Source organism: Methylocystis borbori (genome assembly GCF_036576025.1).
In the GTDB taxonomy this organism is placed as follows: domain Bacteria; phylum Pseudomonadota; class Alphaproteobacteria; order Rhizobiales; family Beijerinckiaceae; genus Methylocystis; species Methylocystis borbori.
In genome coordinates, this window is sequence record NZ_JAZHYN010000039.1 from 1 (window position 1) to 13,201 (window position 13,201).

Annotated in this window: 12 protein-coding genes and 1 pseudogene; 11 read left to right on the forward strand and 2 right to left on the reverse strand. The window is 64.4% G+C overall.

The genetic code is table 11. The annotated features are described in order from the left end of the window. The 4 genes and pseudogenes from V3H18_RS12445 to glyS form a co-directional block, all read left to right on the forward strand. A pseudogene (locus tag V3H18_RS12445) lies at nt 1-351 on the forward strand (hypothetical protein); the annotation flags it as partial. Between the two features lie 131 nt (nt 352-482). Then, the gene (trxB, locus tag V3H18_RS12450) at nt 483-1,463 is read left to right on the forward strand and encodes a thioredoxin-disulfide reductase (RefSeq protein WP_332082393.1); all 981 of its coding nucleotides are present in this window, start codon (nt 483-485) and stop codon (nt 1,461-1,463) included. 58 nt (nt 1,464-1,521) lie between these two features. After that, nucleotides 1,522-1,932 carry an endonuclease domain-containing protein gene (locus V3H18_RS12455; protein WP_332082394.1) on the forward strand — a complete coding sequence of 137 codons (411 nt, stop codon included), beginning with the start codon at nt 1,522-1,524 and terminating at the stop codon, nt 1,930-1,932. A gap of 21 nt (nt 1,933-1,953) precedes the next feature. Continuing rightward, nucleotides 1,954-4,290, forward strand: coding sequence for a glycine--tRNA ligase subunit beta (glyS, locus tag V3H18_RS12460; RefSeq protein ID WP_332082395.1), 2,337 nt, complete (start codon nt 1,954-1,956; stop codon nt 4,288-4,290). Nucleotides 4,291-4,478: 188 nt separating this feature from the next. Here the strand turns inward: glyS and V3H18_RS12465 are convergent, their stop codons facing one another. After that, entirely contained in the window at nt 4,479-5,726 is a 1,248-nt protein-coding gene (locus tag V3H18_RS12465) for a penicillin-binding protein activator (RefSeq protein ID WP_408631783.1), read from the reverse strand. Between the two features lie 189 nt (nt 5,727-5,915). Here V3H18_RS12465 and rsmI point away from each other — a divergent pair, with 189 nt between their 5' ends. Both rsmI and V3H18_RS12475 read left to right on the forward strand, forming a co-directional pair. Continuing rightward, entirely contained in the window at nt 5,916-6,830 is a 915-nt protein-coding gene (gene rsmI, locus V3H18_RS12470) for a 16S rRNA (cytidine(1402)-2'-O)-methyltransferase (RefSeq protein WP_332082396.1), read from the forward strand. A gap of 181 nt (nt 6,831-7,011) precedes the next feature. Then, a complete protein-coding gene (locus V3H18_RS12475) occupies nt 7,012-7,398 on the forward strand; it encodes a YraN family protein (RefSeq protein ID WP_408631784.1) in 387 nt (128 codons plus the stop codon). Between the two features lie 13 nt (nt 7,399-7,411). Here V3H18_RS12475 and V3H18_RS12480 read toward each other — a convergent pair whose 3' ends face one another. Continuing rightward, a complete protein-coding gene (locus V3H18_RS12480; RefSeq protein ID WP_332082397.1) occupies nt 7,412-8,158 on the reverse strand; it encodes a metallophosphoesterase in 747 nt (248 codons plus the stop codon). Between the two features lie 140 nt (nt 8,159-8,298). Here V3H18_RS12480 and V3H18_RS12485 point away from each other — a divergent pair, with 140 nt between their 5' ends. The 5 genes from V3H18_RS12485 (at nt 8,299) to V3H18_RS12505 (ending at nt 13,194) form a co-directional block, all read left to right on the forward strand. Continuing rightward, nucleotides 8,299-9,999 (forward strand): multiheme c-type cytochrome, encoded by a 1,701-nt coding sequence (locus V3H18_RS12485; RefSeq protein ID WP_332082398.1) that lies wholly within the window; start codon nt 8,299-8,301, stop codon nt 9,997-9,999. Then, on the forward strand, nt 9,996-10,946 hold the full coding sequence (haoB, locus tag V3H18_RS12490; protein WP_332082399.1) for a hydroxylamine oxidation protein HaoB: 951 nt from the start codon (nt 9,996-9,998) through the stop codon (nt 10,944-10,946). The genes V3H18_RS12485 and haoB overlap by 4 nt, the downstream gene beginning before the upstream one ends. Before the next feature lie 178 nt (nt 10,947-11,124). Next, a complete protein-coding gene (locus V3H18_RS12495) occupies nt 11,125-11,778 on the forward strand; it encodes a glutathione S-transferase family protein (protein WP_332082400.1) in 654 nt (217 codons plus the stop codon). 213 nt (nt 11,779-11,991) lie between these two features. Next, a complete protein-coding gene (gene tolQ / locus V3H18_RS12500; RefSeq protein WP_332082401.1) occupies nt 11,992-12,735 on the forward strand; it encodes a protein TolQ in 744 nt (247 codons plus the stop codon). Between the two features lie 9 nt (nt 12,736-12,744). Continuing rightward, nucleotides 12,745-13,194, forward strand: coding sequence for an ExbD/TolR family protein (locus V3H18_RS12505; protein ID WP_332082402.1), 450 nt, complete (start codon nt 12,745-12,747; stop codon nt 13,192-13,194). Nucleotides 13,195-13,201 lie beyond the last annotated feature (7 nt).

Consider the following 13,201-nt stretch of genomic DNA (forward strand, 5'->3'; position numbering starts at 1 on the left):
GGCGGCGGTTGGGGCGGCCGTCATTGGGGCGGCGGCTGGGGCGGCCGTCCTTGGGGGGGCGGCTGGGGTTATAATCGCCCCTGGCGGCCCTATTACCGGCGCGCCTATTGGGGCGGCGCCTGGCCCTGGTACGGCGCAGGCCTCGCCGGCGCGGGCCTTGGCTGGGGTTGGCCCTATTACTCCAACGCCGGCTACTATGGCGACAGCTGTTATCGCTTGCGCCGCGTCTGGACCAGTTGGGGCTGGCGGCGCCAATGGGTGAATGTCTGCGACGGCTGGAACTATAGCGGCGCTGGCTACAATGGCTGGGGCGGCGGTTGGGGCGCCGGCTGGGGCTGGGGCGGCTGGTGATAAGATGGTTTCTCGACAAGCGCCCTCCCGGCGACGGGAGGGCGTTTCAGTTTGGGCGAAGCCTTGGCGACACTGTTGCGGCGCAGCAGATAATGACTAGATTGGGCCTGTTTTCTTAACGAGGCCACGCCATGCCGTCAGGCGACAACGCTCCCCTACACGCTCGCGTCATCATCGTCGGCTCCGGGCCGGCGGGCTATACCGCCGCCATCTACACGGCCCGCGCACTGCTCGAACCCGTGCTGATCGCCGGCTTCGACCAGGGCGGCCAATTGATGATCACCACGGACGTCGAGAATTATCCGGGCTTCGCCGAGCCGATCCAAGGTCCCTGGCTCATGGAGCAGATGCGCCAGCAGGCCGAGCACGTCGGCGCGAAGCTCGTCTCCGACCATATCGTCGAGGCGCGGCTCGACAAGCGGCCGTTCACGCTCGTCGGCGACAGCGGCAGGACCTATACATGCGACGCGCTCATCGTCGCGACGGGCGCCAAGGCGAAATGGCTGGGCCTCCCCAGCGAGGAGAAGTTCAAGGGCTTCGGCGTCTCCGCCTGCGCGACCTGCGACGGATTCTTCTTTCGCGGCAAGAAGGTCATCGTGGTCGGCGGCGGCAATACGGCGGTGGAGGAGGCGCTCTACCTGTCCAATCTCGCCGAGCATGTGACCATCGTGCATCGTCGCGACGAATTCCGCAGCGAGCGGGTCCTCGTGCAGCGGCTGCTCGCCCAGAAAAATATTTCCGTGCTGTTCAACCATGTGATCGACGAAATCGTCGGCGACGAAAATCCGCCGAGCGTCACCGGCGCGCGGCTCAAAAACGTCTCGACCGGCGCGACGCATGAGCTTGCCGTCGACGGCGTCTTCGTCGCCATCGGCCATTCGCCGGCTTCGGAACTGTTTCGCGGGCAGTTGACGATGAAGCCCTCGGGCTACATCGCCGTCGAGCCCGGAACGACCCGCACCAATATTCCGGGCGTCTTTGCGGCCGGCGACGTCGCCGACGAAGTCTATCGACAGGCCGTGACGGCGGCGGGCCTCGGCTGCATGGCCGCGCTCGAAGTCGAGAAATTTCTGCTCGACGCGCCGATCCCGGCGGAGAAGGAAATCGCCTGAGGCGTTGCATTCCCCTCCCCCCGCCTGCGGCGGGGAGGCGTTAGGGGTGGGGGGCCAAATGAACGACAAAACGGATCGTTCAGACCCTCGAACGCCGCGTGCTCGAAGACTGCGACGCGAAGCGACGCCGGCAGAACGCAACCTCTGGACGCAGCTCAGACAGCTTGAAATCGGGGCCGTCCCCCGACAGGACCCGATCGGCCCCTATTTCGCGGATTTCGCGTGTCATCGCACGCGCATCGTCGTCGAGATAGACGGCGCGCAACATGGTTTCGATGATGAACGCCTGCGTGACGAAAAGCGGACGCGCTTTCTTGAGACAACCGGCTATCCTGTGCTGCGGTTTTGGAATCACGAAGTTCTGCGCGATCTTGAAAGCGTTGTGGACACGATCTGCGCCGCGCTCTACCAAGCGCTAGAGCCCCCCACCCCTAGCCCCTCCCCGCCGCAAGCGGGGGGAGGGGAATGAGGCGCAGAGCAACCAAGCGCGATGTCCGACCTCCTTCTCGAACTCTTTTCCGAAGAAATTCCGGCGCGCATGCAGCGGCAGGCGGCGGACGACCTCAAGCGCCTCGTCACCAACGCGCTCGTCGACCGCGGCCTCGCCTATGAGGGCGCGGCCGCCTACGCCACGCCGCGCCGCCTCGCGCTGCAAATCGTCGGCCTGCCTTCGCGCCAGCCGGATCTGCGCGAGGAGCGCAAGGGGCCGCGCGTCGGCGCGCCGGAAGCGGCCATCGCCGGCTTTCTCAAAAGCGCCGGCCTCGCCGCGCTCGACCAGGCGAGGATCGAGAAGGACAAGAAGGGCGCCGAGTTTTATCTCGCGGTCATCGAACGCGCGGGCGCGCAAACCATCGACGTGCTCGCCGACATTCTGCCGGCGATCGTCAAGAGCTTTCCCTGGCCGAAGTCGATGCGCTGGGGCGCGGCTTCCGAGCGCACGGATTCGCTGCGCTGGGTGCGCCCGCTCCATTCCATCGTCGCGACCTTCGGGCCGGAGACCGAGGCGCCCGACATCGTGCGCTTCGAGGTCGACGGAATTATCTCGGGCGATACGACCTATGGCCATCGCTTCCTGGCGCCGCAGCCGATCCGGGCGAAGCGTTTCGAGGATTATGCACTCTCGCTCGACCGCGCGAAGGTCGTGATCGATCCGGCGCGCCGGCGCGACATCATTCTCCATGACGCCAAGGACCTCGCCTTCGCGCAGGGGCTGGAGCTTGTCGAAGACCCCGCGCTGCTCGAGGAAGTCGCCGGGCTCGTCGAATGGCCCGTGACGCTGATGGGCAGGTTCGACGAGAGTTTCCTCGCCATTCCGCCGGAAGTGATCCGCGCCACGATCAGGGTGAATCAGAAGTGCTTCGTGCTACGCAAGGATGACGCGCTCACCAACCGCTTCATCCTCGTCTCGAACATAGAAGCCAGCGACGGCGGCGAAACGGTCGTCGCCGGCAATGAGCGCGTCATCGCCGCGCGGCTCTCGGACGCGAAGTTCTTTTACGAGACCGATCTCAAATTGAGGCTCGAAGAGCGGCTGCCGAAGCTCGACAACATCGTCTTCCATGAAAAGCTCGGGACGCAGGGCGAGCGGGTGAAGCGCATAGCGGCGCTGGCGAAAGAGCTTGCGCCGATCGTCGGCGCCGACGCTGAAAAGGCGGAACGCGGGGCGACGCTCTGCAAGGCCGATCTCGTCTCCGAAATGGTCGGCGAATTTCCCGAGCTGCAGGGGCTGATGGGCCGCTATTACGCAGCGGCGCAGGGCGAGGACGCGAGCGTCGCCGCCGCCTGCGAAGAACATTACAAGCCGCAGGGACCGAGCGACCGCATCCCGACCGATCCCGTATCGATCGCGGTGGCGCTCGCCGACAAGCTCGACACGCTCGTCGGCTTCTGGGCGATCGACGAGAAGCCGACGGGAAGCAAGGACCCCTATGCGCTGAGAAGAGCGGCGCTGGGCGTGATCAGGATCGTGCTCGAGAATGAGTTGCGGCTTACGTTACTTCCCATCGTCCGAATCACTCACGCTCGAATTATGGAAACGCAGCAGAGCATTTTCATTAGAAAAGCTCACACTCTCGCTTCGGAAGTAGATTCAGCAACTGGCCGAGAAGACGTCGCAGAAGAAATGGTGACACACCTTGGAAGTAACTTAATTCCAGAAAACCCCGATCATCCAAATGAGCCAACCTTTCTTGAGCATGAACGTTTCCGCTTCTTCATAGATGAGACAGCGTCTGCGCTCCTCGAATTTTTCGTCGATCGCCTCAAGGTCTACTTGCGCGACAAGGGGGCGCGATACGATCTGATAGATGCGGCGCTCGGGGCTGTTGCGGAAGCTGAAGCCCCTAGCCCCTCCCCGCAGGGGGGAGCGGAGCAGGCGCCGCTACAGGACGATCTGCTCATGATCACGCGCAAGGTCGAGGCGCTCGACAAATTCCTCTCCACCGACGACGGCAAAAACCTGCTCAGCGGTTATCGCCGCGCCGTCAATATTCTCAAGATCGAGGAGAAGAAGGACGGGCCGGACGCCTATGCGCAGCGCCACGCGCCCAACCTGCGCATCGAGCCGCAGGAGCATAAGCTCGCCGCCGCCATCGCCCGCGCGCGCGAAGAGACCGCCGAACATCTGAAGCAAGAAGATTTCGCCGGCGCCATGCGCGCGCTCTCGAAGCTGCGCGCGCCGGTCGACGCCTTTTTCGACGATGTGACGGTCAACGCGGAGAACGCCGATCTGCGCCTCAACCGCCTGCGCCTGCTCGCCGAGCTGCGCCGCGTGATGACGGGCGTCGCCGATTTCGGCAAGATCGCGGGAGAGACAGGAGCGGCGTGAAGGATTTCCTCATCCTGAGGAGCAAGCGAAGCTTGCGTCTCGAAGGACGAGGAAATCCGGACGTTCTTGAAATTCGCCCTCGTCCTTCGAGACGTCGCCTTCGATCTCGGGCCTGCCCGAGATCGACCTTAAATTCGCAAGTCGGGTAAACCCGACTTGCGGGCGCTCCTCAGGATGAGGGCGAATTCTTACGCCCCGTTGCCCGTAAAATTGCGCGGCGCGGGCGAGATGATCTTGGCGGCGCCGCCGCCGATCTCGAGCACCGACAGGCCGCGATCATTGCCGCCGTCAGAGCGGAAGCGGAAGACGCCGTCGGCGCCGTTGAAGCCCGACGGATTGGTCAGCACATTTTCCGAATAGCGTTGCGAGCCCTGCGAGCGCGACAGCGCGATGGCGAGCGACACGGCGTCATAGGCGAGCGTCGCGACGCGCGCCGGATCGGCCCCGTATTTCGCCTTATAGCGCTGCGCGAAGGCGTTGAAGCCGGCGTTCTCGGGCGCCGTGAACCAGGCGCCTTGCAGCGCCGGCAGGCTCAGCGTGCGCGCGTCGTTCCAGAGGCCCGTGCCGAAAATCTGCACCTTCTTGGAGTCGATGCCATTGGCGACCAGCTCCTTCGACACGGCGGTCATCGCCTCGGCCTGCTCGGGAATGAAAAGCGCGTCGAACTGATCGCGCGCGGCCGCGAGGCGCTTGACCGAGTCCGCCGGCGCGCCGGGCTTGTAGCGCTCGATCACCGGCACGCGAACGCCGTAATTCGCGGCGCTCTGCTGGAACTGCGCCATCGCTACCGTGCCGTAGTCATTTTCGGGGACAAGCGCGGCGATGGACTTTTTGCCGCGCTGCGAGGCGAAATTCACGCCGCGATCGACATAGCCCTCGACGGGGAAGGAGAGGAGATAGCTGCCGCGCGTCGCCGCCGAGGCGTCGGTGGAAAAAGCGATCATCGGCTTGTTGGCGGCGCGGGCGACGCGGCTCGCTTCCTTCACGCCGGCCCCGAAGACCGGCCCGAGGATGATCTCCGCCCCCTCATTGATCGCGGCCTGCGTCGCCGCCGCCGCGCCCGCCGGGGTGGAGCGGTCGTCTTTGACGAGAATGGTCACGTCATTGGCGCCGCTGTCGGCATAGGCGAGCTTGGCTGCGTTGCGCAGCGAGGCGCCGACGGAAGAAGGTCCGGACGGACCCGTCAAAGGCACGATCAGGCCGATCTTCACCGCGCCATTGCCAATGGCTTCATTTTCGGCGGGCGCGGCGTCGGTCGAGCCGGAGAGCTTCAAATCGCGCGCGCCGGGCGCGCCCGGCAAATTGCCGGGATGGCAGGCGGCGAGCGCCGCCGCGCAGCCGACAAGCGCCGCGCGCTTTACGACGGAAGCGCCCCAACCCGCGCTCCAGGCCGAGCGCCATGCGCGCGCCCGCGCGAGAGCTATGAAAACCGGCATAGAGAAACCCCCTGCGCCCATAGAACCCATTTTGGCGCGCCTGACGACGCGCTAAAGGTCCGTCTACCTAGCCGAAAGTCAATAGACGGTCCATTTGGAAGAATTGCGGCTTTATGCCGAAACTGGCGCTTGTCCTGTTAAACGAACACATAGTATCTTAAAAAGAACAGATAGACCCGTGGTGAGCAAATGACCAATGACGCCGACGCCGCGCCCGCGGGAAGCTACGCCGCCTTCGGCCTGCGCGCCGAGGCGGAGAGAATCGAGCCGGGCCTTCACCTTGTCGCGACTCCCATCGGCAATCTGAAGGATATTTCCTTCCGGGCGCTCTCGACGCTCGCCGCCGCCGACGCCGTCGTGGCCGAGGATACCCGCGTCACCAAGACGCTGCTCGCGCATTACGGGATTTCGACGCCGCTCGTCGCCTATCACGAGCATAACGCCAAGGTGATTCGTCCGCATCTCCTCGCCCGGCTCGAAGCCGGGGCGACGCTGGCCCTCGTTTCCGACGCCGGCACGCCGCTTGTCTCCGATCCCGGCTTCAAGCTGGTGCAGGAGGCGCTGGAGAAGGGCGTGCACGTCACTTCCGTCCCTGGCCCTTCCGCCGTTCTCGCGGCGCTGGTGGTGGCGGGCCTGCCGACCGACCGCTTCTTCTTCGAGGGCTTTCTGCCGCATAAAAGCGGGCCGCGCCGCGCGCGGCTCGCCGAGCTTGCGGATATTCCCGGCACGCTGGTGTTTTTCGAAAGTCCGCGCCGGCTCGCCGAGACGCTTTCGGATTGCGCCGCCGTGCTCGGCCCGCGCGACGCCGCCGTCGCCCGCGAATTAACGAAGATATACGAGTCCGTCCGGCGCGGCGCGCTCGACGAGCTTGCCCGGGCGCTCGCGAGCGAGGAGCCGCCCAAAGGCGAGATCGTGCTGCTTGTCGCGCCCCCGGCGGAAGGCGCGGCGCAAGTCGCGGCCGCGGAGCTCGATTCAAGGATCGAAGAGGCGCTGACGGCGCATTCGGTGAAGGACGCGGCGAGCGTCGTCTCCGCCGCGACCGGCCAGCCGCGCCGGCAGGTCTATGCGCGGGCGCTGGAGCTTGCGGCCGGACGGGGGAAGTGAGTGGACGTAATTTACCCTCCCCCGTCTAGAAGCAGGATAGGCGCCCCTCTCCCACGGGAGAGGGTGGCTGCGAAGCAGCCGGGTGAGGGGTAACAATCAGCCGATCAATATTGTAACCCCTTCTCCGACCCGGCTTCGCCGGGCCACCTTCTCCCCAAGGGAGAAGGAAGCGCGCCCTTTCTTGAGACAAGCGATGGAGCAGAACCGCGCCCGCCGCGCCGCCTATGCCTATGGCCTGCGCGCCGAGACCGTCGCGACGCTGTGGCTGCGCGCGCGCTTCTATAAAATTCTCGCGCGTAATTTTCGCGCCCATGGCGGCGAGGTCGATATCGTTGCGCGGCGCGGCCACACCATCGTCTTCGTCGAGGTGAAGGCGCGCGGCGATCTCGACAACGCCGCCATCGCCATCACCCCGCAAAAACAGCGCCGCTTTTCGCAGGCGGCGGGCCGCTGGCTCGCCGCCAACCCCTGGGCGATCAATTACACTTTGCGCGCCGACGCGATTTTCGTCGCGCCGGGGAAATTCCCGCGCCATCTCGAAAACGCCTTTGAGCTGCGCGTCGGCTGACGCGCCGCGCGCCTTACGCGGTCTGAATAAACCGCCGCTCAAAACCCTCCAGCGCCGCCGCGGTCAAGACGCCAGACTTGAACGCATGCGTGTCGAGATTGATTCGATTCGGCAAATCCTCGACGTCGCGATGCGGGGTATGCCCATGCACGATCACCTTGCCGAACGACTCGCCGCAGTCGAGAAATCCCTCGCGAATCCACAAGAGATCATACGGGTCCTGCCGATGCAGCGGCGCGCTGCGGCGCACGCCGGCATGGCAGAAGAAATAGCCGCCATATTCCGCCCAAAGCGGCGTCTCTTCGAGAAAGCGGCGATGCTCCTGCGGAAAATGCGCGAGAAACTTCTCGCGAACGCGCGCCGCCCCGCCTTGCGCGAACTCCTCGCCGGCGTCGACTCCATAAGAATGGAGCGTCGTCAGCCCGCCATTGACCGCCCATGCGTCGAGCGTCTCGGCGTCGTCAAGGAAGCGCAGCATCGTTTCTTCATGATTGCCGCGCAGGGTGACGATCGGCGTCGGGAAATTTCCGGCGGACAGCCGCTTCAAAACGCCGTTCGAGCCGAGTCCGCGGTCGACATAATCCCCGACAAAAACGGTGACGGCCTGTTCGCAGCGGCGCGCCGCCATGTCTTCGGCGATCGCTTCGGCAAGAACATGCAGAAGGTCGGCGCGGCCGTGAACGTCGCCGATCGCGTAAAGGCGCATGCCGGGCGGAGCCTCGGCGGTTCTCAAAGCGGAAGGAGAGGAATATGTCGCCATGACTCTTCATTTAGCATCGCCGCGCCGCTTGACGAGCCATAGGGGAACGGGTGGCCTTATTGGCGGGGCCGTCTGTGGCCCTTTGCGCTCGTCGCTCCCGCGCTGACAATGCAGCCAGAAGGCAAGGGGCGATCGAGAGCATGTCGTATTTGAAAAAGGTTTTTCATTATGCGGCGCGTCTCGCGCGGATCTTCGCCTTCGCCATGACCTTTGCCCTCTGCGCGCCCGCTTTTGCGGAGACGCCGGACGAAACCTACAAGGCGCTCGGCCTCGCGAAGACCGCCTCGCCCAAGCAGCTCTATGACGCGCTGACGAAGCGCTATTACGACGAGGCGCAAGGCGCCGGCAAAGGCTCTCTTTCGAAATATTGGGAGCCGATTCCGATTTCGAAATATCTCAATCCGCACGATTTCTATCAGCCGCCGCAGACGATCGACATCGACGCGCAGCGCGGGCAATGCGTCGAATGCCACAACCAAGTGACGCCGGGCTGGACGCATAGCTGGCAAAAGAGCGTTCACGGCAATCTCGATGACATCCGCAAACTGCCGGACTCGGATTCGCGCGCCTATAAGAAGGCGATGATCGAGGGGGTCGAGAATAATCTGCGCTCCATGGGAACGCTGAAGGCGGGCGACACGCTCAAGGAAGTCGGTTGCATCGACTGCCACATGGGCGTCGGCAAGGATCACGGCCAGCACAACGCCGATCTGAAAATGCCGGACGCCGCCGCCTGCGGCCAATGCCATGTGCAGCAATTCGCCGAGCGCGAATCGGAGCGCGACACCTATACTTGGCCGCAGGACCAATGGGCGCCGGGCCATCCGTCGCATGCGCTCTCCTATAAGGCCAATGTTGAGAACGCCGTCTGGGCGGCGATGGAGCAGCGCGAGGTGGCCGAAGGCTGCACCTTCTGCCACACGCCGCAGACGACCTGCAATTCATGCCATACGCGCCATGAATTCTCGACCGTTCAGGCGCGCAAGCCGCAGGCCTGCGCCATCTGCCACAATGGCGTCGATCACAATGAATTCGAGAACTACATGCTCTCGAAACATGGCACGATCTATCAGACGCGCGGCGACGCATGGGACTGGAACGTCCGCCTCGCCGACGCGATGGAGAAGGACAATCAGAATGCGCCCACCTGCCAGTTCTGCCATATGGAATATGAGGGCAAGTTCTCGCATAATATGGTGCGCAAGGCGCGCTGGGCTTTCGAGCCGACGCCGAAGATCGCCGACAATCTCAACCATCCCTGGTTCGTGAAGCGCAAGGAAGCGTGGGTCTCGACCTGCGCCAACTGCCATTCCGACCGTTTCGCGCGCGCCTATCTCGACGATATGGACAAGGGAATCATCTCCGGCGTGAAGATCACCGAGGAAGCGCGCAGCGTGCTGGTGAAGCTCTACGCCGACAGGCTGCTGCCGGGGCAGAAGACGAACCGCCCCGCCCCGCCCGCGCCCGAGAAGGACGACGCCGGCGCTTTCTTCCAGCTCTTCTGGCAGAAGGGCAATAATCCCTCAGCCGTCGAATATGAGTTCGCCGAAATGTGGGAGCACCACAAGATCAAGCATTATAAGGCGCTCGCCCACGCCAACCCCGGCGGCTACACCTATACCGACGGCTGGTCGCAGCTCATCAAGAGCGCGGCGAAGATCAACGACGAGGATATAAAGCTGCGCGAAGCGGCGGAAATCCGCGCCGAGCTTAATCGCATCGCGCGCGAGCGGCGCGGCGAAGTCGACGCGCCGTGGCGCATCATCGCCGCGGGACTCGGCGCCCTTGCAATCCTTCTCGGCGCGGCTCTGCTCTTGCGGCGCGACAGGTCGAAAGCGTGAGGCGCATCGTCGGCGCAGCGCTCCTCCTCATCGGAGCGGCGCTTCTCGCCTGGAGCGTTTGGCCGAAGCCGCGCCCTGCCCGGCCCTATGAAGCGCATCTCGCGCCGGCGCCCGCGGACGCCTTGCAGGACGCCGCGGGCTTTGGCGTGACGCCAGAGAATCTGCTTGAAATGGAAGTTCGCGCGCCTGAGAGACTTCGTCCTGTCGCGACCGGACTTGTCGCGCGCGACGACGCCGGCCTGCTCACGCCGCTCGTCTGGCGCAATGAAGTAACGGAGCCGATCTTCTTCGCCGACGTCTCCGCCGTCGACGCGCAGAAAGTTCTCGCCGCCATCCGCGAGCATATTCCGCAAGACGCTGTCACGCTCGCTTGGTGGGATCTCTCGCGCGCCATCCAGCTTGTCGCCGGGCGCGCCGCGCCGCTCGACGACGCCAAGGCGCGCGGCCTCCTCCTTCCCGCCGGCTGGGATCGCGCTTGGGAGCACGCGCGCTGGGGCGCAGGCGCCGATAAGGCGTCGAGCGAGACATTCGACCGCTTCATCGACGCGCTGCTGCTGACGGACGAAAAGCAAGCCGCCGAGAAGCTCAAGGAACTCGCGGGCGGCAAGCCAGCCTATGTCGCCGTGCATATTTCCGACGTGTGGAAAGCCGCCGCCGCGCGGCCCGAACGTCTCGCCGTCGCCTATAAGGATTTCGCTTCGGCCGGCGTCTCGCACGGCCTCATCAAGAGCGCCCAGCAATGGCTGCGCGAGGAAAGGATCGAGGGCGGCTATGCCGTGGAGCCGATGGGCGGCGCGACGCGGCTGCATTATTTCCCGAGGAAGAGCGACGGCGACACATTGATCGCGCGGCTGCTGCCCTTTTCCACGTCCAATCCCGCGCGGCTCGACGGCTTGCAGCTCGTCTATCAGCATAAAGGCTGGTGGATTTATAAGCTCGCCGATTAACCCCTCGGGGACGCTGGACGATCTTCGTTATCTCCGACGCGGGCGACTGGCGCTAGGCTTGCGTTGAGTGCAAGGCGTCATGCCGCGTTCGGCGAGAGCCTCGCCGAAAGCTCGGTGAGTTTGCCTTGACGGCTCGCCAGTCCCGCAGCCGATGATTTTCGTCAGGAGGAGCGTCGCCATGTCCATTATCATTACCGCCTTTGAGCGGTCGCCCGATGGCGGCGCGGGACTGGCGCGCGATACGCGCGTTCGCTGGGCGCTTGAAGAAGTCGGCCAACCTTATGAGGTTCGCCTTGTTTCGTTTCGCGCGATGAAAGAGCCCGCGCATTTGGCGCTTCATCCTTTTGGCCAGATTCCGACCTATGAGGAAGGCGATCTCGCCCTGTTCGAGACAGGGGCGGTTATCTTCCATATCGCCGAGCGCCATGCGGGCCTGCTGCCGGAGAACGCCAATGCCCGGGCGCGCGCGATCACCTGGATGTTCGCCGCGCTCAACACGGTGGAGCCGCCGATCCTTGAACTCGCAACCGCCAGGCTTCTGGAGAGCGACAAGCCCTGGAGTAAGCAGCGCCTGCCTCTGGTCGAGAATCGCGTCCGCGACCGGCTGAAGCAACTTTCCGCTCGCCTTGGCGGCGCCGACTGGCTAGATGGCGGGTTCAGCGCTGGCGATCTGTTGATGGCGTCGGTGCTGCTCAGGTTGAAATCGTCGGGCATTCTCGACGAATATCCGAATCTGGCCGCCTATGTCGCCCGCAGCGAAGCGCGGCCCGCCTATAAGCGGGCTTTCGCCGCGCAATTGGCGATTAATGCCGGCAAGGCGCCGGCCGATTGATTGAGTTGCGGCTTGGGCTCTATGTCGGCGCCGAGTTTTCATTCAGTTTATGATTCGGATTTAGACTCCCTAACCCATACGGCTTGTTAACGCCTTCCCTCTATGCTTCATTGTGCGGCGCACCCCAGCCCCACAAATGGCGAAATTGTGAGCGATAGAGCGGGCGTCGCAGCCCGGCGCCGCCCAGAACGCCTGCCGACTCAAGGACAAACCATGAATCCAGCCGAGATCGCCGCGAGCTCCGTCGCAGCACCCGCCGCCGACATCACGATATGGAGCATGTTCTGGGGCGCGCATATCGTCGTGAAGTTCGTCATGATCGGCCTGCTCGCGGCGTCGGTCTGGTGCTGGGCGATCATTATCGACAAGACTTTGCTCTTCAACCGCTTGCGCCGCGCGATGGACCGTTTCGAAGAGAGCTTCTGGTCCGGCAATTCGCTGGAGGAGCTTTACAGCAAGCTCTCCGAGCGCCCGCAAACCGGCATGGCGACGCTTTTCGTCGCGGCGATGCGCGAATGGAAACGCTCGTTTCAGACGGGGGCCAGCTCCTCCTTCATGGGCCTTCAGGCGCGCATCGAAAAAGTGCTCGACGTCTCCATCGCGCGCGAGGTCGAGAAGCTCGAATCCAATCTGCTCGTGCTCGCGACGGTCGCCTCGGCCGGCCCCTTCATTGGCCTCTTCGGCACGGTCTGGGGCATCATGACGTCGTTCCGTTCGATCGCCGCGTCGAAGAACACCTCGCTCGCGGTCGTCGCGCCCGGCATCGCCGAGGCGCTGCTCGCCACCGCCATCGGCCTCTTCGCCGCCATCCCGGCGCTTATCGCCTATAATAAGATGCAGGGCGACGTCGCCAAGGCGCAAGCGCGCATGGAGAGCTTCGCCGACGAATTCTCCGCGATCCTGTCGCGCCAGATCGATCAGCACGCGGCCTCCTCCAATCGCGACCGCGCGGCCTAAGGAGAAAAGATGGGCGCTTCCCTCTCGGCTCCGGGACGCAAGGGCGGCAGGCGGCGGCGCGGCGTGCCGCGCTACGGCGCCATGGCCGAGATCAACATGACGCCCTTCATCGACGTCATGCTGGTGCTGCTCATTATCTTCATGGTGGCGGCGCCGCTGCTCGCGACCGGGGTCGCGGTCGATCTGCCGCAGACCAAGGCCGGCGCACTCAATGTCGACCAGAAGCCCGTCTCCATCGCCATCGATGAGAAGGGCCAGGTGTTCCTGATGGACGAGCCGGTCGAGACGACGCAGCTCCTCGACAAGCTGAAGGACGCCGCGAAACAGGGCTTCGACGAACGCATCTATGTGCGCGGCTCCAAGGCCGTGAACTACGGCCGCGTCGCCGAGGTCATGTCGCTCGTCACGAGCGCAGGCTACAGAAAGGTCGCGCTGGTGACGGAGCAGGAGAAGAAGTGAGCTGAGC